We start from the raw sequence: 21,770 nt of genomic DNA, 5'->3' as shown, positions 1-21,770 counted from the left end.
CACTCCTTGAAAATTATAGTTCAAGTAGCAAAGCCAGTTTAAATGCTATTGGCTACTCCATGCAAATACCCAAAACCGGCTCTGCATGGAGTAACACATGTGTTATAGATGTATTTTTATGGAATATTGTTATTCCCTCCTAGCAGCTATAATTTTTCCATAAACTTATTTTGATCCATATAGTTGACCGCATGCCGCGTTGATGTCCGATCCAAATTGGGTTCTGACGGTGACATGGATTCCTTTTGACTTCAAGATTTTAAGGAACGTATTTATACGGTTCTGATCCGACTCTACAAAACTTTGTGGTGTGGCATCAGTGGAATTGTAAGGGATTAGATTAACATGATATAAATGTTCCCATGACCCTCTTCCACGCAACAAATCAGCAACAGCTTCAGCATGTTTAGTGGAATCGTTTATTCCCCTTAGAAGTATATAAGCAATGTAGACCTTTCGCTTCGTTTGTTGAATATGCTCATCCAACACGGTCATAACTTCTTCTAATGGAAAATGACTGTTAATTGGCATTAACTCACTTCTCTGATCATTAAATGGTGAATGCAGGGAGAACGTTAAATTAATCTGTGGAAATTCCTTCGTCAACTTTTTTACTCCAGGTAATAAACCTATTGTAGAAACCGTAATTCTTCGATGCCCTAAACCGAAATGCTGAGGATCCGTAAACACATGCAATGCATCAAACACGTATGGGTTTGCAAGTGCCTCCCCCATCCCCATAAAGGACACACTGTCCAATGGATAGCCATTCAAAGTAAAGTAAAGAAGTTGATCCGTTATTTCATCCGTTGTGAGATTCCTTTTCAAACCAAGTGTTCCCGTAGCGCAAAATGTACAACCAAATCCGCAACCACACTGCGAAGAGATACAATACGATTCCCATCCCGTTTTATAACTTAATCTTACGGACTCAATGTATTCATTACCAGGAATGGCAAACAGAATTTTACTAACTTGATTGGATTTCTGCTCCATTTTTGGTGTGATGCTTAACACTTCGTTTCCAAGCTCTTTGATTAATTCATTTCTTAATGGCTTTGGCAAGTTGTTCATTGCTTCAAAATTTCCAATCTTGTTCTTGAAAATTGCCTCTGTTATTTGCGAATATCTATAATTAGGTTGTTTTAGAGCCGATAAGATTTTACGAATTTTCTCATACTTTGATAAATGCTTCATATCTATCTCCCTTTTAACGGAGAAAACGCAAAAAAGCACCAGCTTACCGGTGCTTTTTTGCGTACATTAACCTAACTATACTTATACAAAAGTAAGAGACTAACTATACATGAGTCACGAATTGTATATATGCATAGAAGGATAAAGTTCCGGTATCTGATTTGTTATTTTGTGAACCTTGTCAAACATCGCTTTAAAAGACAGGTTCACATTTACATCTACAATTTCAGAAGCAGTCATCACTTTATCCCTCCCATCATTATTCATCATTATCACATGAAAAACTTAACACAATAACTATATTACGGTCAAGAAGAGTCATTTACAGGTATAGAACTCTTTAGTTGTTCTAAGTATTGATATAGATCCGCGAAAAAGTCTTAGATGTCATTTATTGAAAGTGACCTTCTCCGAACCGCCTTCAAGAATGATCGACGTGTCCCGCGGCTTCGTTTCCGCGATTTTACGGCCGCCTCTGAACGAATAAAGCACTCCGGCCTGTTTGCGTATAGCCTCATATTCGTTCTCTGCTTCAAGGACGATGAAGTTGGCAGGCTTACCTTCTTCAATACCGTACACATCTTCGATATGCAACGTTCTTGCGCTGTTTTTCGTAATGAGATCGATCGAATTCACGATCTGATCGTATCCGAGCAGCTGCGAAGCATGGATGCCCATGTGCAGCACCTGAAGCATGTTGCCCGTGCCTAGCGGATACCATGGATCAAAGATGTCATCGTGACCGAAGCACACATTAAGACCCGCTTCCTGCAGCTCTTTGACGCGAGTCAGCCCTCTTCTTTTCGGATACGTATCGAAGCGTCCCTGCAGGTGGATGTTAACCAGAGGATTGGAGACGAAATTTAGGTCAGCCATCTTCAGCAATCTAAACAATTTGTACGTATATGCATCATTGTATGACCCCATCGCTGTCGTGTGGCTTGCCGTTGTACGCGAGCCCAGCCCGCGTTCGTAGGCTTCTTTGGCAACGACTTCCACGAAGCGGGATTGTTCGTCATCGATTTCGTCGCAATGGATGTCGATCAGACGGTCGTATTTTTCGGCGAGGTCAAACGCAACCTTCATGGAATCGACGCCATATTCCCTCGTGAATTCGAAGTGCGGTATGCCGCCGACCACGTCAACGCCCATTTTCAGGGACTCTTCCAGCAATTCCACGCCGTTCGGGTAAGAGTGAATGCCTTCCTGGGGAAAAGCAACGAGCTGGATGTCGATGTATGGAGCCATTTCTTCTTTCACTTCAAGCATCGCTTTAACTGCGGTCAGGCTGGGATCGGTGACGTCCACATGCGTCCGTACATGCTGGATGCCCTGCGCCATCTGCCACTTCAGTGCCGTTTTGGAGCGTGTTTTGACGTCTTCATGCGTCAGGAATGCTTTGCGTACTGACCAACGCTGTATGCCTTCGAACAGTGTACCGCTCAAATTCCATTCCGGTTCGCCCGCCGTTAATGTGGTGTCCAGATGAATATGAGGTTCAATGAACGGCGGCAGCACAAGTGAGCCGTTGACGTCAATGACTTCCTCATTCCCTGTCGCTTCCAGCGCCTGCGTTATTTTTACAAACTTCCCGTCGTTCACGACGATATTCCATAAACCTTCTTTACCCCGCAATTTTGCGTTCTGTATAATCATTGTTTTTCCCCTTTTCTTTGGATTCTTTGGCAGGAACGATCAGCATTAACACGATGTAGGCCACCGCCGTACCAATTAGTGCGTTCAATGGCGTTATTCCTGGGGCAAGCTGGGCGAACGCTACGCCGATAGCCCAAGCCACCATCGCTATCCAGTTTACCTTCTTGAAAGTCATGTCGGCAAACGGCTTATAGTTTCTGCGCTTCACGAAGAAGTAATCCGCGATGATGATGGCCCCGATGGACGGTACCGCCGCACCCAGCACATTCAGAAAACCGACGAAATTATTGTACATCCACATGGCCAATACGGTACCCACAATGCCGTTTACAATAACGAAGAATTTTTTCGAAATTTTTGTGATGTTGGCAAATCCCAGTCCGGAAGCGTAAAGGGCGTTATCGTTGGTCGTCCAGATATTCAGCCCTAGTACGATGATCGCGGGAAGGATCAACCCTTGCAGGAACATGACCTCCGAGATATCTGCCAGGTTATAGGCCATTGCGCCGACAGCGCCGAACAGGAACATGAGTGAATTCCCCAGGAAGAACGCAATGACCGTAGCGGTAACTGCCTGCCGGGAAGTCCGGGAGAACCGTGCAAAATCGGGCGTCAGCGTTCCGCCGCTAATGAATGAACCGATGCAAATGGTCAATGCCGCTGCCGTGGTGAGTGTCTGTGTCGGCGTGTAATCGAGCAACCCTTGAAGTCCGCCCAGCGTATCTGCGCCCTCGAACATGGAGTAACCACCGAGAATGGTAATAGCTGGAACCGCGATATAACCCAAAATGACGAGCGACTTCATGCCGAAGATGGCCGATGCCGTCATGGCGAGACCAAACAAGAAGATCAACAGGTACACGTTCCAATCCATCGCTTTGGCGACCGGGATCGCAAACATCGCCACGCCGACGCCGAACCATCCGACCTGCGTAAAGCCGAGCAGGAACGAAGGCAGGTACGACCCTTTCTCACCGAACGCATATTTTGCCAGCAAATGCGTGGAAAGGCCCGTTTTGGCAGCAATATGTGCCAGCGCTCCCGTATAGATGCCGAGCGCCAAATTGCCCGCCAGCACGACGCCGATGAACTCCATGAACGTCAAACTGACGCCCAATGTCCCCCCTGCCAGCATGCTTGCCGAAAAGAAAGTGAACCCTAACATAACGGATAACGTCTTCCAAAAATGGTTTCTCTGCGTTTTCGGCACCTCTTGCCACGAAAACTCTTGATCTTGTTTGCTCATCAGAATACCTCCAGGTTAAAGTGTTCTGATACCAAAGAAGCAGAAAAAAGAGGCTACTCGTCAAGTCTTAAACTGACAAGTAGCCTCTTTTTAGTACATCATAACCCGCGCGAAGACGCAGAGCATCCCTGACGGAATACTCGCTCATACACGCGTGATTATAAAAATCCGCTGCCCTTGCCAGCCTCTCTGGACTGAATTAAAGGTACCAGTATTCAATTACATTCTATTATTTTGGAAAAACCTACGATTGTCAATGTTATAATTATCCAATGGTGTTTATTTTGCGTCCCTTTTAAATAGCTGCTCTCCCATATACTTCATCCGAGACAGGTTCCAACCATTCCGGCTTACCCGCCGTGATCGCAATGTGTTCAAACCAGCTGTCTTTGGCGGCACCATGCCAATGTTTCACACCACCATGAGTGACGATCACATCACCAGCCGTTAAGAATTGAGCCGGTTTTCCTTCTTCTTGGTACCACCCTTCGCCTCCAGTGACTAATAAAATTTGGAATCCATCCCGATGGATATGCCAGTTGTTTCGACATCCCGGTTCAAAGGTTACATTCCCCACACCAACATTCACTTTAGGGTCGGCGATCAAGGTTTTAAGATAACTTTGCCCCACAAAAAATTGCGCAAACAAGGTTCAGTTTCGGCGGGATATACCCGAGTTGCCTGCCTATTTATACAATTTGTCCTCTATTTCATGTCCTGCCAGCTGTTGAAATCGTGAATGGCGAAGCCGGCATAGCTTGCGTAGTGCGCCAATTGATTATGGGCGGACTGCAGCTCTTTTTCCATCACTTCGCTGCTCATGGAATAGAATGAGACCCTCGGACCCTCTTTGCTTATGAGCGTTTCTACAGCAACAACAACTTTCTTCTTCAGCGTGGAGGCCTCTCTCAGCATGGCCTGCGCATTTTCCACAATTCCATTGCTGCCTAACGCATGATTCCGATAATTCATGATGACGAGGCAATCGAACTTCTCCAGCATCCATGCGCTCATACTGTAATCCTTCCCCGGTACATTAATCGTATTTAGCCAAAATGGAACGTCGATCGCAATTTTCAAGCCGCTTCCTTTGGTTTCTTTCTCGATCAGTCTCATATTGTCCATCCAGCTTTCAAGAATCGTCGTATTGTCCTTCGTCCATTCACTTAGCGCATAAGGTTCAATATCGAAATGCAATCCCGAAAAGCTTGCTTCCGGACCGACAGAGGAGTTATAGGCTTTGACCCAGGCTATAAATTTTTGAATCTCCTCCTGCTTAGACTTATAGGCCCATTCGGGACGACCCTCAAGTGCTTCTACTTGAATTCCTGTGCTCTTCGTTTTTCGAATAAAGCCCTCATAAATTGCAAGATCTATATCTCTATCAACCTGAAGGTAAATAGATGTCACACCTTTCATTTTTGCGAAGCTTATAATGATATCTTGATCTTGTTTGATGATGTTACTGTCCCATATCCATGTTCCTTTCGGAACACTAGCAACTGAGGACATAATGTTCACCCGATTGTGCGCGGGCTGCCATTCCACAATTGCATGCAAGGTTTCACTAATAAAGCGCAGCGGAACCATCGTGCGACCGTTTTTGAGCACCGCCGACCCTTCAAAGTCAACTCTTTTTCCATTCACCAGTGCATGATTTTGGCCAATCACCAAAATAATGATGTCACGGTTAAGCGAGATCGTGATTTGTTTTAATTTTCCGTTCCATTTCGCAGTAGCTCCGAGCTTGTCGGATACAAAAGCAAGTGGAACCATCGTAAGGTTGGATCTCTGATCAACGTATGGGTGCTCATCTGGGAATTGTACTTCACGCCCATCCACGGATACTCGGACTTCAGAAGCGTAAATAGCGGGGGGAAACGCAGTTAAACTTAGCATGATAGCTAATGCGCATACTAGCAATTTTTTCATAGGTGACTTCCTCATCTTTTTTGAATTTGTTCTTATCCTTACTGTGCACGCATTGTCGCACAATGAGATTATAAGGTATGTAATAATTGGTAACAAGATCAACAGGCTTGATCGTCTTCTGATATACAAAAATAAAACCCGTTGGACTTATCAAGATCATCAACGGGTTTTATAAATTTAATATTTTAACATAAAGATAGATCAACCGATTTTTATATTCGATATTCTCTTCATCTGGGTTGCTATGATGATTTCCCATGGGTCATACCGAATATAGTAGAAACTCATCACTCCGTGTTTCGATGTACAGCCCGGAACGCAAATTCATGAAGATCATGGAAACGCCGGCCCAGCAGCTCATACCCCTCGGCTCCAGGGTGCAGACCATCCGTCAGAAAGGCTTCATCCTCCGGACCGAACCAGTTCAAGCCATCCTGATAGAACAACTGGCGATCGCCTCGAGCCCTTAGCAGCTCCACGGTCTCGCGGATGAATTCCCGCATAATGGGCAGGGTGAAACCCAACGAATTGAGCTGCGTTTCGCGGACGGTGCCATAAATCGGAGAAATGACAAGCAGCGGGATATCCCTGTGTTTGTCGCGTATCGTCTCCAGCAGTCCAATCAGCAGCGGCTTGAACATACGTGGGCTTAAGGTGCCCCCGCCATAGATGTTCACGCCTGCACATATCGAGATGAAATCGGCCGGCAAGTCGCGAATCAGGCGCCCGATCATCGGTTCCATGTGGCAGTTGCCGGAAAAGCCGAGATTGGTCAAGCTGAAGCCGCAGGCTTCGGCGGCAATGGCAGGCCAAACGCGGGAAGGGCTGGAAGCCCCGACGCACTGGGTAATGGAACTCCCGTACGTAATCCAGCGGGGCCGGGTGTCCGGCAGCGGGACTCCGACAGCATGGGCGCTGATCCGCAGGCCGTTGACCGTTATTCCTATATTTTGCGGGAGCCAAATCTCCAAATCCTTGATTCCGCCCTCAAGTCCACTGAACAAAGCTTCTGTTGCCCCGACGGCCAGGCTAAGCGTCTGATATAATTCTCCTCCTGATACGCAATCCATAACGGCGGCATCCGCAAGCGGCGCGAAAGATACTGCCACCTCGGTGGAGTCCGTACGCAGCCGCAGGCGAACACCGGCACATATCTCGGCTTTGCCATCGATTCCCGCAGGCGGATACAGCTCGTAATCCATGTAAGGAATACGCCACGGCTTGATACCCTCCTCCCGGTGCTCGAGCGAAACGGCACCGTGGAACCACTCATCCGTTAATGGAAGCTGCTTCACGGCGCATTCCCTTCCTTCTGCTTCTCAGCCGGAATGAAATCTTCTCCTAGCCATACATCCTGCTCCAGCAGCCGCTGCTGAAGCTCGGCTACGGAAATGCCGCGCGAGCCGGTGCCGTCCCGCAGCGCCAATGCAGCCGCCGTACCCGAGGCCTGGCCCATGGAGAAGCAGTTCGGCATCACCCGGAGGGAGCCTTGCACTGCCCGGTCCGAGGATACGCAGCGTCCGGCAACCCAAAGGTTGTCGATGCCAACCGGCAGCATAATCCGGTATGGGACGCCGTGTGAAACACCCGGCGGCAGGTGGTTAAAGGTCATTTCACTTATGCTGTTGGCGAGATGGATATCGATGTAGTATGCGTTGCGGGCAATGTCGTCCGGGAAGGAACGCGCAGCAAGGAAGTCATCGACCGTCAAGATATAGTCCCCTTCGATCCGCCGCGTCTCCCGGATGCCGAGCTGCTCCCCGCTCGCCACCATATGGGCGTGTTCAAAACCCGGCACGTAGCGGCGGAAGAACTGCAGCTGACGTTCCGCCGTGCGACGCCCTTCAATCGCCCCCCGCGTCAAATCCTCGGCAAGGGTGCCGTCAACGCCGAATACATGGCCAAAGTTGACGCCAACCAAATAGTCGCTGACCCAAGCAAGGCCGGAGATCGACTTGCGGCCCTCCGGCAGCGCACCGTCCTCGATCGCCAGCTCCACCGTCTTGTGAAGTTGGCCCGTATCCCCGCTCTCCTCCAGGTACCGTCTGAACCGTGGACGGTCCACATTCGCAAGCAGATAGCACATGCTGCCGGGCTGAAGCTCGCCCGCTTCCCCGCCCTTCTGAAAAGGAACTCCCGCCAGAGCGGCAATATCCCCATCTCCCGAGCAATCGATAATATACCTGCAGGGGATGAAAGACCGTCCTGTTTTGTTAACGACAACGACACCTTCAACCTTCCGGCGGTCCTCAGACCGGACAACATCGTAAACAAAGGTGTGATACAGCGGCGTCACACCGCTTTCCAGAATGGCATCATCATAAACCCGCTTCAGCACTTCGGGATCGATCGGCACCCAATCCAGCATCTCTTGATATTCCTCGCGGTACTGAGGATCGCATGCCTGCTTCATCCGTTCCATCAATTGAAGGCCGAGACCGCGGATAATCGGCTTCCGCTTATCCGTAAAGGGACAAAAAGCCGGAACGAGCGCAACCGTGCCCATACCGCCAAGGAACCCTCGCTGCTCCACCAGCATCGTTTGCGCCCCCCCTTTCGCAGCGGCAATGGCGGCGGCGATGCCAGAAGCGCCTCCGCCGATGACAAGCACATCCACCTCGCGGGCAACCGGAATGCTGGCGGATGGCAACGTAATATGTCCTTTCATAGAAACCTCCCCATTCTGTATAGCTTTAACATGTCAACATTACTTATGGACTGTGCCTTTCAGACAGAGATCCAGCAAATCATCTACATGCGCAGTTGCCAGGCATTCTACCGTATCGGCGGCGCCGTAGTAGATTTTGACTTCCCCGGTTTCTTCCAGAATCATGCCTCCCGGAAAAATAACATGATTGCGGAAGCCCCCATCGGTCTCGTAATCGGCTTCCGGGGCAAGCAGCGGCGTCTCCGCCATGCCGATGATCCGGCTGGGATCGGCAAGATCCAGAAGTAAAATGCCGGATGTATAGCGCTTCTTCCAGCTGTCCTCCCAGCCGTTCTTGCCCCTGCTGGGATCGATGTCCACGGCATGGAACAGGGTCAGCCAGCCTTTGTTCGTTTTGACGGGCGGAGCGCCGGGGCCAACCTTGTCATTGGCATAAGCTACATCTTCAACCGCCAGCAGCAGCTTGGAGTTTCCCCAGTATTTCAGGTCAGGCGAGTCGCTCATCCACATGTCGAAGCGGTCTATCCCGCCCCGGCTGTATACAGGCATCGGACGCTCCAGCCGGACGTACTTGCCCCCGATCCGTTCCGGGAACAATACCATGTTGCGGTTGTCCGGCAGCGACAGGCTCAGCACCTCGAAGGATCGGAAATCCTCGGTGACGGCGATGCCGCCGCGCAGCCCGTGCTTGGTATCGACCGCAAAGCACATATAACATTGTTCGCCGATTACCGTTAGACGCGGGTCATACACGCGGATGACCTCTTCATCATGCCAAGACCAGCACGGTTCCGGCTGCACATCCCACTTTATGCCGTCATCGCTGAAGGCCAGCCCAAGATTCGTCGTATGATGAGGGGCAACAATTCCTTGATGTTCATCACCGTAGTCATTGCGGAAAACCATCACATATTTGCCTTTAAATTTGGTAACCCCGGCATTAAAGACCAACGCCGGACCGTAGGGCACATCCCCCGGTGTCAGAATCGGATTCGCCGAATGCCGGGTAATGACCGGGCTGGAAAACAAAGGTCCTATTTTAAAATCACTCATGTGCATCAAACTCCTTGTATATGGAATTATGAAATTAACCTTTGACTGAACCCGCAGTCACTTGAATAAAGGATTTGTTCGCCACAATATAAGCGAGAAGCATCGGCAGAATCGACAGGCATGCTCCCGCCATCATCAAATGGATCTGCATGGCTGCGGAAGAACCGTAACGGAGATTCGCCAGCCCGACGGTGAGCGTCTGCAGCTGCGGATTCGTCATCGTGAACACCAGCGGCAGAATGTATTCGTTCCAGGCATGACGGAAAGCAAACAGTCCAGCCACGCCAAGCCCTGGTGTCAGGAGCGGGAGAATAATCCGGAAGAAGGTTCGGACAAAGCCGGAGCCGTCCACCATGGCCGCTTCGTCAAGCTCGCGGGGAATCGCTTTGAAGAAACCCAGCAGCATAAAAAAGGTGCTGGAATGGGCGCTGATCAGAATCAGGATCACGCCCCACAGCGTGGTATTCAGGTTTAGCGCGACCATCAAATCAAATTGCGGGCGCAGCACGATCGCACCGACGGATATAAACATCATCGACGCCTGCGTCGTCACATACAGGGATTTGCCGGGAAATTGGCGACGGTCCACCACATAAGCCGCCATGGCAGCTACCAGCAGGGTGCCAGCGGTAACCATAATGCTGATAAAAGCGCTGTTCCAGGTATAGCGGGCAAAATTAGCCTGCTTCCAGGCTTCGGCGTAGTTGATGAACTGCAGCTTGGCCGGCAGCAGGCTGCCGCCGGTCATCATTTCGGCGCCGGTCTTAAGCGAACCGGACAATGTCATCAACAGTGGAAATAATGTCAGTATCGCCGTAATCAATAAGAACAGCCACATCACCGTACGGCCCACCATTCTGCCTGTGGGACCGGAAGGCGGGCGGGCGGCGATTTTGCCGCGCGCATCCGGTTGTTGGGGTAATACCTGTTCGTTCATTTGCTGATCCTCCTGCACGCCTGCAGCCGTTCATGATCAACCGATACTGCGGCGTTGTTGTCAAATCGTAAGGGCCTTCGCTAAATTTGGCATCTATTGTTGCATATAGTGCATGTTCGAAAATCATGTTAAGTGAGCTTTTTAAAAGAAACTTTAATACAACTTGTTCATTTTCCGGCTCAATAAGAAATACAAGCCCGTGATCGCTCCCACAATAACAGCGGTTGCGAAGCCTACGGCGCTGCCGTATCCAAGCTGCTGCTCCACAGGCGATCCCGTGGAAACCGGAAACAACAGTTTATACAGATAGAGATACATGACCTCGGTTTTGCCGATCGGTCCGCCTTCCGTGATGAGCATAATGCTCTCATAGCCTTTCAGGGATGCGATAATCGCGAGCATAATGACCAACTGGGCAACCGGAGCCAGCATCGGAAGCGTAATGCTCCAGAACCGTCTTCCCGCATTCGCGCCGTCCATGGCCGCACTTTCGTACAAATCCTGCGGTATGCTCTGCAATCCAGCCAGAAACAGCAGCATATAGTTACCGACCGCGCCCCATACCGCCACAAGAATGACCGTAAGCATCGCATGCTTCGGCCCGAGCCAGTCGATGGGCTGCGAGACTAAATGCAGCTTCATCAATACGGTGTTAACCATCCCGTTATAGGAATTGAAGATCGTATAGAACACCACGGAGATAACTGCGGTGCTGATGATTGTCGGCATAAAATAGATCCCTCGCAGCAGTTTTCCGCCTCGCAGCTTGCCGTTCAGGATGACCGCGAGCAGCAGGGACAATGGCAGCGTCAGCAGCAGCTTGCCTCCGGCGTAGACAAAGGTATTGCCAACCGATTCCCAGAACAGCGAGTCGCGCATCAGCCGACGAAAATTATCCAGCCCAACAAACAGCGCTTCGCCATACCCGGCATAGTCATAAAACATATAACGCAGCATCCATATCAAGGGGTAGATGCCCAGGGCAGCCGTCAAAATGATGCTCGGCGATAGAAAAAGAGCATTCTCCCCTAGCCGTTTCCATTTCATACTCACGATGGGTTCCTCCTTCGGGGAAAGAAAAGGGGCATCCGCCAAAAATGCGTGCGGCAGCCCCATCCTCGCCTGTTATTCTCCCTGCGGTTTGGTTGGATCAAAGGCAGGGTTTGGCGTTACGTTGACCTCGCCTTTCTCCACCGCTTTGGACAATGCGGCGTTGTATCTTGTGTTTAAATCCTCCGTAATCGCTTTCAGGTCTTCATCGGTAAGGATATATTTGAAGAAAGCGTCCGCATAGGTGGATCCCTCCGGAGTAACGTTTGGCGAAGCAGGCCAGAGCGAGTCGTGTTCCCCGACCAGGAAGCCTTCCATGCCATTGATCTCCGGATCTTTTGCCTGTTCTACAATGCTCGGTACAATGGCAATCCCGAAGCCTTTTTCGTGATAGGTCTTCAGAACCTCATCGCCGTACATATACTGCATGAATGTCCAAGCCGCTTCCTTATTGGCCGATTGGGCGCTGATGCCGAGCCACGTTCCGGCGGACACGATTTCGGAAGTTCCCTTGATCTGACCGTCCAGCGTTGGAGCCAATGCGCCCCCCCAGTTGATTTCGGTCGGGAATTGATCCATGTACACGCCGGGCTCCGTCGAGAAGGATAGATACATCCCGATTTTGCCTGCGGCGAATTGGGCGCGCAGCGGGTCGATGTCCAGCGCTTCCGCGCCAGGCAGAATGCTTCCGTCTTTATGCATTTGCTTGAAATATTCAATGACCTGCGAGTAAGGCTCGAAATCGAATTGGCCTGTTTTCAGATCAAAGCCAAGTCCCTGATAACCGCTCAAGGAAAGAATCTCCCGGACGGAACGGTCAAATGCTTGCTTCGGATTTTTGAAGTTCAGCGCAAAACCATAGATGCCCTCGGCTTTGCCGACTTCGGTAATTTTCTTGGCATCCTCCACCATTTCCTGCAGCGACTTCGGAGGATTCTCGATGCCCGCTTTGGCAAAGAGATCCTTGTTGTAGACCAGGCGCATGGTGAGGCCGGTATTGGCGAGCGAGTACACCTTGCCGTCAAAACGGTTGACATCGTCGATCAGCAGGCTGCCGAACTTCGCTTTCAAGTCATCGGTCAGATACTCGTCAATTGGGGCGAGATACCCTTTTTTGACGAATCCGGACGTATTGGCGCTCTTGAGACCCAGCACATCCGGCGCCTGGTTGCTGGAGAAGGCAATGTCGACGCTTTGCGCGTAATTCTCGGACATGACCGTAAGTTCCACCTGGATGTTATCTCCGTTAGTTTCATTGAACTTGTTGATCAATTCCTTGATATACTCCTGGTCATGACGGTCGTCAGTCCAGTATTTAAGCTGTACGGGTTGGCCCGTCTCGGTTGATGGTGCTGCCGTTCCGCCGTCAGACTTGCCATTCGTCGTGCCGCCGTTGCTGCTGTTGTCGTTCCCGCCGCAGCCTGCGATTCCGGCTGCCAGAATGAGGCTCAAGCCGAGACTTAACCATTTTTTTCGCATACATTCTACCCCTTTGATTAACGTTTGTATTGTGAGCTCGTTTTTTATTATAGAATCCCGTTCTCGGAAAAGGAGTGAGGCAAATTCACTCTCAAGGGATAGAATTCTATGGTCTCATGCAGCACTCGCCTCATGCCTCCGGCCGGTCCATGTGATAGCCCGCCCTGAATTCCGACGGTGTCTGGCCGGTGATCTTCTTGAACATCTCGCTGAAATATCTTCGCTCCTCATACCCTACCGCCGCAGCCACCTCCTGCACCTGCGCTCCCTCCACCAGCAGCTGTCTCGCTTTATGAATGCGTTCCGAGGTGATAAACTGCGTGACCGTCATCCCGGTCACTTGCTTGAATAAGCTGGAAAAGTAGCTGGCACTGAGATGCACATGGGCGGCACATTCGCCAACGGTAATATCCTCGGACAAGCGGCCCTTGATATAGCCTATGGCATTATAAATAACCTTCTGCCCTTCGGATAAGCTGTTTCGGCGAACCAGCTCAGCTCCCTCCGTGCACAAGGCATGCAGTTGACGCTGCAAAGAGGCCAGCGGCAGTCCCGCCGTCCCTTGTATCGTTCTGAATTTCTGAATCATCGGCTGTATCTCCGAATATGGAACCATTTCGTAAAGTGTCCGGATTGCTGAAGCGGCCAGTTCATCGTACAAGCTGAGGAGATAATCCGCATTTTGCCTGGAGATCCGTTTCTGCAGCGCTTCCGAAATCGCGGACAGAATCGCGTCCGTCCGGACGGCATTCCCGGAACGAAGGGCCAGCAGGAGCTCGTCCTTGTATTCCAGTGCCAGCGGCTCCTGGCTTCCGCTTTGGGGGATATCGTCATACATAATGGCGGCATTGCCTTCAGTGAATAAGTGATGGGAGAGAGCCCGATGAGCCTGGCGATAAGAATCCGGGAGCCCGCTGATCTCCTCCACTCTGCCGCCGACCCCGACCGAGACCGTAAACTTGGTGAATCGTTCAATGTTCCGGCAGCACTGCTCGGCAATTTCGATCGGACTGGACGGTCCTGAATCGTTCAGTACGGCCAGGTACTGATCATGACGGGCACGGAAAAGAACGCTGTGCGCATAATGGGCAAGCGTCTCCTGCATAATATTCAACAGCGAGAACCGGATCAGCTCCATCTCCTTCACGGACTGCTCGGCAACCTGCTCCCGGAAACGATCAATTTCAATCAGCATTACCACGAATCCGCGCGGCTCCAGCTCAATATTCAGAAACTCCCACCGTTCCGAGGCCTCTTCCCATGAAGTGCGGTGGCTTATGAGCAGCGCAAAGTATTCCTGTCGCAGCGCCGGCATGCTCTCGCGAAGCTTGTTCTCCATATCCCTCAAACTTAACCGTTTGGACCTCTCATCCATAACCTCTGCTTTGGCTCGCAGCACAGCCGACATCATATCTTCTTCTGTGAAGGGCTTCACCACAAAATCAAACGCCCCCAGCTGTACCGCCTGCTGCGCATATTCAAAATCGGCATAGCCGCTGATCAGAATGACCTTGCAGCCGGGGTTCTCTTCCAGCACCAAACGCAGCATGCTCAACCCGTCCATGATCGGCATTCGGATATCGGTAATTACCAGATCCGGACACAGCCCGTTGATCAGCGTAAGCCCCTCTTCCCCATTGCTCGATACACCTGCGACCCGAATCCCCTGCTCTTCCCAGTTCATCGCGGTCAGTCCGTCCACCACGCTTTTAATATCGTCGATAATGCAGAGACTGATCGCCTCAGGATTGCTCATCCAAATGCTCCCCTTTCTTGGGCAATGAAATCCGTATTTCGGTTCCGCGCTTCGGCGCACTGTCTACGTGAAATTCCGCACCGTCCCCATAATAGAGCCGGAGCCGCCGGATCAGATTGGACACCGCATATCCCTTCTTCGACTCCTGCAAAAAGAGTTCGCGCACTTGGGTCTGGTCCATTCCCCTTCCGTTATCACGTACGGCAATCGTCCAGCGTTTCTCATCCCCGGTAATCTCGATTTCGATCAGGCCGCCGTTCTTCAGGTCGCGAAAACCGTGCAAAATGCTGTTCTCCACCAGCGGCTGCAAAATGATGCGCGGAATCGAAAGCGATGGCGCCTCCGGTTCGCGTACATGGATCTCATAAGAGAATAAGCCTTCGTAGCAGCTTAACTGCAGTTCCAGATACTGGCGCACATGCTCCAGTTCTTTCGACAGTGTCGTAATTTCCTGGCCATTGTTCAGTCCGAGTTGGAACAGGCGTGAGAGCGACATGACCATTTGCTGTGACGGCTCGATTTGCTTCAATTTCAATTTCCAGTAGATGGTGTTGAGCGTGTTGTACAGAAAATGCGGGTCCATCTGCGCCGACAGCGCCTTGATCTCTGCAGATCGCTTATGCGTCTGCGCTTCCGTAACCTCATCAATCAACACCACAATCTGTTCCAGCATCCGGTTAAACCGAAATCCCACCTGAGCCAGTTCATCTCCGCTGCCGCTCTCAAAACGGGCGGTCAGATCATTGTTCTCGACCCGCTTCATCACCTTCAGCAGCCCTTGCAGCGGTTTTAGCAAATAGCGTGAAAATGCGCCCGAAATCAACGTGGTGACGGTAAAAGCAGCCAGCGTAACCCCGGCGATCAGCCATTTGACAAAAACCATGTCCTGGAGCACGTCGGCCCGGGAACGGATGGTGGTCATGGTCCAATCCGCAATGCCGAGACGGGCATAATTAAGCAGATAGGTCTGGCCTTCCATTTCAAAGGGCTGACTTCCCTCCGAGCGGCTCATCAAGCCACTCAAATTACCCGTCTCCACTGCCTGCCTGACCAGCGGTTCCTTCACGGGGTAAACCGCCTCTCCATCAGCGTTCAGCAAGAAGCTGGACGCCCCTTCCGCGATATTCCCCTGGACCAGCTTGCGGAAACCGTCCTCACGGATATTCACGACAATATAAACACCGCTGACCGGGGTGTCAAAGATCGGCTCCAGAATAAGCGAAATGACGCGTTCCTTGCCGGAGAAGAGCATATCCTCATGACCCTCCACCCACAGGTTCTTTTTCTCCTGCTCGATGCGCGCATACAGAACGGTATCCTCGAATTCGGTGAGCCGATTGCGGTTCATGGACGAAGGATAAAATTCGCCAATCGGCGTAAATACGTAGATCGATTGGATAAGCGGTTCGGCGATCCGCGCCTGCGAGAAAACGTTATCAAGATCGTTCAGATGCGTGTAATATCTGCTGGCATCCCCGGAGGCGGCATCCTTCAGCATGTCGTAGAATGGCTGGCTGATCATAAACGTCATCATAATCAGCATCAGTTTGTTCAGCTTCTCATCCACGATCTGCGCGGATCTGACCACCGTATCCTGCGTGAGCTTCAGCGCATTCTTTTCCAGCGTGGCAGCCGAGATATAATAAGACAACCCTCCGGTCATCAGGACAGAAAGCACGATGACAGCCAGAAAAGCGACCTTGAGTTTGTTGCGGAACGATTGCCTGCGGAGATACTCCAAGCTTTTCACGCCTTCCGTTAAATTCTATCTACCCATGCCGAGAGTACTCCCACTTCTGCAAGTGGAGAGGTGAATCGGCGATTTCTTGTCCGGGCCAACAAGATGTTCTTTCTTTTCTTCCAATGTAGCGGTATAATAAACAGGAACATACATTCGTATTCCGGAAGTGAAAAGAGGTGAAATCTTGTCCGTTCCAGCACTCGGGTATAGAACCTATCAAGTATGGATCAAGCCGGGGCATCGGTTGTTCGCCTATCTGGATGCATTGGGTCAGTGTGCAAAAAACCTGTACAATACGGCTAACTTTTATATCCGGCAAGTGTTTACCGCAAAGGGACAGCTATCGGCTTGTCAGCCGTTGCAACAACAAGTGATGAACACCCTGTCCGCACATCTGGATGCGATGAACGAGCGAAGAAGCGTGAAAAATCGTTCCCGGCCCTTTACGTTGCCTTCGCCAGAGCAGCCCTTCCTGTCTTATTCTTTCTTGGATGCCTTGTTCAAAGTGATGGAGCAACCCGATTATCGCTCCCTCCCGGCCCAAAGCAGCCAAGGCATTCTGAAGGTCGTCTTCCAGAACTGGGCGGCCTTTTTCGCCAGCATGAAGGCGTATCGTCAACATCCGGAGACCTTTACCGGCAAGCCGAAGATTCCGGGCTACGCCCGCAGCAAGGTGAAGGAAGTGGTGTTCTCGAATCAAGATTGCGTCATCAAAGACCGAAAGTTCCTGAAGTTCCCCCGAACCAAGCTGAGACTGAACATCGGCAAGCTAGGGCGTATCGACGGCAAGTTCATGCAGGCGCGTGTCGTACCTCGTCATGGGCACTATGTTATCGAACTCGTCTTCACGTGTCCAATGGAAGAGCAGAACACAGAGGGGGAACAAGTACCGGACGTCAACCATTCTAATTTCATCATGGCGATTGATTTGGGTGTAGACAATCTTGCAACCATGGTCACGACAACCGGCTTACAGCCGGTGATCGTGAAGGGCAGGATCGTCAAAGCGATCAATCAGTATTATAACAAGATGAAAGCGCACTACACGAGTATTCTTCGTCAGGGTAAAAACCCGCGTGAAGGCACACACACATCCAAACGATTGGAACGATTGCATCTGCAGCGCCACCGCCTGATCAAAGACCTGTTTCACAAAGCCAGTCATCATATCGTCAGACTGGCCGAAGAGCAGAGGATCGGTACGATCGTCATCGGTCATAATGCAGGATGGAAACAAGAATCCGCCATGGGACGGCGAAACAACCAGTCGTTCTGTCACCTCCCGCACAAGCAGCTCATTGCGATGATCCAGTATAAGGCAGCAGCAAAGGGAATCACGGTGATCCTGACGGAAGAAGCCTATACGTCAAAAGCGAGCTTCCTGGATAAAGATCCGTTGCCGCGTTTCGGTGAGGGAGGAACCTATCTCTTCTCCGGCAAGCGGATTTATCGCGGGCTGTATGCGAGCCAGGCGGGCGTGATTCATGCCGATGTGAACGGAGCAGCCAACATTATACGCAAAGTATTCCCAAACGTATCTGCTAAGCCTTCGGATGGGATAGAGGGGTTGGATGGTAACCAGTCCATCAACGTGTCAACTCCAAGGGTGTTAAGCATCCTGAAACCTTCAGGTTGAGACATCTGAAACCCGCACTTCAACCGAAGCGACTGCCTAGGTAAGTGGCGGGAGTATTCATTCTTTGATTATGTCACTGCATCCCCTGTACGACAATGCAAAAAAACGAAGCTGTCCCTGGCAGCCAATCATGGCGTTAGGGGCAGCTCCTTCGTATGATCCTCTTAACGCTGACCGACCTGTGGATCGGCTTTTATTGACACGGTACGGGATGCCTTCAAGTTAGATCGCATCAGGTGCCAGTACCACAGCATCATCAAAAGCTACGCCTGCCGAAGTGGTCCGAAATCCTATTTTTCCTGCTGTCAGTTCCGTATCGGGATTGGTCCATTCCACTTTTAATTCTCCATCCACATAACCTTTTATTGCGTTCCCTTCAATAGAAGCCTTCATCGTATACCACTGGTTCGCCTGAGCTGTAAACGGGGTACTGGATACAAGGGTCATGACGTTGTCCACGGATTTGTACAACTCCAGCTTTTGGGCTGCGGAATGGATTCGGAACATATAGAAATTACCCGCATCCTGTACCCTGAAGAGAATGCCTGCGTTGGCATTGGTGATGGGCATTTTCGCTTTGGCCTCATACGTATAATCCGTCCACGAATCGCCGGCAGCAATGACTGCAGTGGCAGCTTGATTCTGAATCAAGGCATTTGTGCCGTCAGTTATTACATCCCAAGAACCTGAACCAGACGTCCATCCTCCGGCATTTCCATCTTCGAAATCGTCGCTGAATACAATGACCGTAGGATCCGGATTCACGGGAGGTTCATTCACGTCCGTGACATGGATCGTAAAGTTCTTCTCAACGTACAGTCCTCCTGAATCTGTGCTCCTCACCCGGATGCTGTAGCTGTCCTTGGCTTCGTAATCAGGCGTTACGGCTAGGAACAACTTATTGTCCGAAATGGTGAAGCTGCCGTTGTCCTCATCCCCTGAACCTGCTATCAGCATATAAGAAAATGTTTCTTCCGCATCAGGGTCGCTGGTGGAAAAGGTTCCGACCATGCCTCCCGCCGTCGTGTTTTCAACAACACTGTTGTGTGAAAGGGCAATCTCCTCAGGCGCTTTATTGAGGAGACTAACCACGGCATCGTCAAAATGGACACCCGCCGAGGTGGTCCGGAATCCGATCCCCCCAGCCGTCAATTCGGTTACAGGATTGGTCCATTCCATCTTTAATTCTCCATCCACGTAACAGGAAATCGTGTTCCCTTGTATAACCGCCTTAACCTTATACCACTGTTTCTCAATGGCCGTGAACGGCATACTGTTTACAAGCGTCAGCTGTCCATTTACGGATTTGAACAACTCCAGCTGTTGATTCGATGAATGAATGCGATACATATAATAATTGTTTGCATCCTGCACCCTGAAGACCATGCCCGCGTTGGCATTGGTGATGGGCATTCTTAATCTGGCTTCATAAACGTAATCCGTCCATGAACCCCCGCTATTAGCGGTAATCAGGGAGGTGGTTGTCTGATTTCCGCTGGACAGCACGTGATTCGTGCCAACTGTCGGGACGGTCCAACCGCCGGACATCGACGTCCAACCCGCCGTATTTCCGTCTTCGAAATTGTCGCTGAATAGCGGAGGCTTGGAATTGGCAAAAACGATACCATATACATTGTTATTAACGGTAACATTCAAGTCGTCCAGGGTTGCTGCAAGTTTGCCTCCAACATAAACATCCGTGAACGTGACCCCGTTAACCCTTCCGCCTTTCGTGGCATTCCCGGAAATTCTGGATTTCTGGCTGCCGGTCTCGCGAACATTAATGTTCTTGACTACAACATTGCTTACATCGCCGGAAGTGCTGGTAGACACTCCAAGCCAATAGTTCCCGAATTGATTGATACCGACGCGTTCGATGTCGATATTCTCAAACGTAATATTTTGGGCGTAACCTTCCTCCGGGAGTGTATTCAGTTGGTATCCATGATCAATAAGCAATGCTCGGGCGCTTTGATAGACATACGAATTTCGGATGGTTACGCCGATTTGCGGCTGGGCTACGCCCATGCCAATCTTGAAAGCCGCGCATCTTGTCCATGCAAAAGCGTCATCAAAGACCACATTCTCCAAATGTTCAAGCTCGCCCGGCCAGTCTTTGGACATCCCCGTCTGCAGCCAGGTTTTAGTGGAATACGTGTCATCATCCGATATGGCAATCGAATGTTGAACTAGCACATTCTGACTCTCGTTGATATCGATAACGTCATTCTCGATTTTGTATAAATCCTGGAATCCCTTAAGATTGTTTATGGTCACATTGTCGGAACGAACCACCATGAACGACCAGAAACCGCCATCCCGCAATATTAGGCCGTCAAAAGTAAAATTGGATGTTGCGATCGGAACGAGCAGGTTATTGAGGAACCCTTCATTCTTATTCGGCGCCGGCATCTTTCGCTCTCGCATCGCAATGCCTTTTCCATCAATGGTTCCCCGTCCCCGAATCGTAATATTGCTGGAATCAACGGCAGTACGTATAAAATACGTTCCATCCGCGTTTCGTGAATCCTTGCGAAAATCAATCACGTAGTCTTCCCCCCTGCCCGTGCCGACAATGACGGCGCCGCCGGCCAGGTAAAAGGTTACGTTGCTTTTTAATGTCAGGTTCCCGCTCTTATAAACACCGGCCGGTATGAATACAACGCCGCCGCCGGCTTGATGGGCGTCATCGATCGCCTGCTGAATCGGACCCGATGCCAGCGACGTACCCGTGTTATCCGCATGGTATGGCGACTGCGTCACATTATAAATCCCGGCACCTGTGGACGGGGGAATATCCGTCTCCAAGGGATCTGCCGCGATAACAATCTTCTTCCTCTGGTCATTGATTTTCACGATGACATAGGTTGAGGATGAAAGATAGAACGTTAGCTTGTTCCCGTTGACCGTGCCTTCGATATTTTTAGCCTGAGGACTGATGGAGTATGATGTAATCGGCACATTGTTGGTAACTTCGATACGGACCGTGCCGGAAAAAGAAAATTGAGCATAATCATAATCAGCCAGATAACTGATTACAGGAATCGCTTCGTTATTCGCTTTCAACGAAAACACGCTGGATGCGGTATAGATGGATGGCATCGGGTAATTTTGTATCGTGGCCGGAGCAGCGGCGGTCTGTGCCAAAGATGCCGGAGCAGCGGCATCCGTCATATCCATTGAAGAAATTGAATAGCTATCGATTTCTACAGCATCCGCAGCTCGGGGTGAGAATCCAGTGATTATTACGGCAAGCACTACCAACAGACTAACTGCTTTTCTTGTCATGGTAAGCATAAATACCTCCTCAAGATTATTCATCTGCCCCACGATAATAAGGCAGCGCAGCTTCTGTTCTCCCGGTTGTATTCTTGCTTGGTTTTTTCTGAATGCGCTAACATTTTATCGGAAGCAAGCAG

Annotated in this window: 15 protein-coding genes; 1 reads left to right on the top strand and 14 read right to left on the bottom strand. The window is 50.5% G+C overall.

Annotated features, from left to right (window positions below):
* Positions 1-165: 165 nt before the first annotated feature.
* The 13 genes from ACETK5_RS11010 to ACETK5_RS10950 form a co-directional block, all read right to left on the bottom strand.
* Entirely contained in the window at positions 166-1,197 is a 1,032-nt protein-coding gene (locus tag ACETK5_RS11010; protein ID WP_394055603.1) for a Cfr family 23S rRNA (adenine(2503)-C(8))-methyltransferase, read from the bottom strand.
* Between the two features lie 387 nt (positions 1,198-1,584).
* Positions 1,585-2,853, bottom strand: coding sequence for a cytosine deaminase (locus ACETK5_RS11005; RefSeq protein ID WP_394055601.1), 1,269 nt, complete (start codon positions 2,851-2,853; stop codon positions 1,585-1,587).
* Positions 2,822-4,099, bottom strand: coding sequence for a cytosine permease (gene codB / locus ACETK5_RS11000; protein ID WP_100537367.1), 1,278 nt, complete (start codon positions 4,097-4,099; stop codon positions 2,822-2,824). Before codB ends, ACETK5_RS11005 begins: the two co-directional genes overlap by 32 nt.
* A 295-nt stretch (positions 4,100-4,394) precedes the next feature.
* Positions 4,395-4,748, bottom strand: a complete 354-nt coding sequence (locus ACETK5_RS10995; RefSeq protein ID WP_394055599.1) for a cupin domain-containing protein — start codon at positions 4,746-4,748, stop codon at positions 4,395-4,397.
* 56 nt (positions 4,749-4,804) lie between these two features.
* Positions 4,805-6,031: a copper amine oxidase N-terminal domain-containing protein gene (locus ACETK5_RS10990; protein WP_394055597.1), complete on the bottom strand. Its 1,227-nt coding sequence runs from the start codon at positions 6,029-6,031 to the stop codon at positions 4,805-4,807.
* A gap of 287 nt (positions 6,032-6,318) precedes the next feature.
* Positions 6,319-7,326 carry an SGNH/GDSL hydrolase family protein gene (locus ACETK5_RS10985; RefSeq protein WP_394055595.1) on the bottom strand — a complete coding sequence of 336 codons (1,008 nt, stop codon included), beginning with the start codon at positions 7,324-7,326 and terminating at the stop codon, positions 6,319-6,321.
* On the bottom strand, positions 7,323-8,699 hold the full coding sequence (locus ACETK5_RS10980) for an FAD-dependent oxidoreductase (protein WP_394055593.1): 1,377 nt from the start codon (positions 8,697-8,699) through the stop codon (positions 7,323-7,325). The genes ACETK5_RS10985 and ACETK5_RS10980 overlap by 4 nt, the downstream gene beginning before the upstream one ends.
* Positions 8,700-8,738: 39 nt before the next feature.
* Positions 8,739-9,752, bottom strand: a complete 1,014-nt coding sequence (locus ACETK5_RS10975; protein WP_394055591.1) for a glycoside hydrolase family 130 protein — start codon at positions 9,750-9,752, stop codon at positions 8,739-8,741.
* Between the two features lie 34 nt (positions 9,753-9,786).
* Entirely contained in the window at positions 9,787-10,689 is a 903-nt protein-coding gene (locus ACETK5_RS10970) for a carbohydrate ABC transporter permease (RefSeq protein WP_394055589.1), read from the bottom strand.
* A 153-nt stretch (positions 10,690-10,842) separates the two neighbouring features.
* The gene (locus ACETK5_RS10965) at positions 10,843-11,742 is read right to left on the bottom strand and encodes a carbohydrate ABC transporter permease (RefSeq protein ID WP_394055587.1); all 900 of its coding nucleotides are present in this window, start codon (positions 11,740-11,742) and stop codon (positions 10,843-10,845) included.
* Between the two features lie 72 nt (positions 11,743-11,814).
* Positions 11,815-13,218 (bottom strand): ABC transporter substrate-binding protein, encoded by a 1,404-nt coding sequence (locus tag ACETK5_RS10960; RefSeq protein ID WP_394055585.1) that lies wholly within the window; start codon positions 13,216-13,218, stop codon positions 11,815-11,817.
* 130 nt (positions 13,219-13,348) lie between these two features.
* Positions 13,349-14,974, bottom strand: coding sequence for a helix-turn-helix domain-containing protein (locus tag ACETK5_RS10955; protein ID WP_394055583.1), 1,626 nt, complete (start codon positions 14,972-14,974; stop codon positions 13,349-13,351).
* Entirely contained in the window at positions 14,961-16,724 is a 1,764-nt protein-coding gene (locus ACETK5_RS10950) for a cache domain-containing sensor histidine kinase (protein ID WP_394055581.1), read from the bottom strand. The genes ACETK5_RS10955 and ACETK5_RS10950 overlap by 14 nt, the downstream gene beginning before the upstream one ends.
* A gap of 175 nt (positions 16,725-16,899) precedes the next feature.
* Between ACETK5_RS10950 and ACETK5_RS10945 the strand changes: the two genes are divergently transcribed.
* Positions 16,900-18,351: an RNA-guided endonuclease InsQ/TnpB family protein gene (locus tag ACETK5_RS10945; protein WP_326113503.1), complete on the top strand. Its 1,452-nt coding sequence runs from the start codon at positions 16,900-16,902 to the stop codon at positions 18,349-18,351.
* Positions 18,352-18,573: 222 nt separating this feature from the next.
* Here ACETK5_RS10945 and ACETK5_RS10940 read toward each other — a convergent pair whose 3' ends face one another.
* Entirely contained in the window at positions 18,574-21,639 is a 3,066-nt protein-coding gene (locus ACETK5_RS10940) for a 3-keto-alpha-glucoside-1,2-lyase-like domain-containing protein (protein WP_394055579.1), read from the bottom strand.
* Positions 21,640-21,770 lie beyond the last annotated feature (131 nt).

Origin of the sequence: Paenibacillus ilasis (genome assembly GCF_043195395.1) — a bacterium.
Classification (GTDB): Bacteria; Bacillota; Bacilli; order Paenibacillales; family Paenibacillaceae; genus Paenibacillus_AQ; species Paenibacillus_AQ lautus.
Note: the sequence above shows the minus strand (reverse complement) of the source record. Positions and strands in the feature narration are given on the sequence as shown.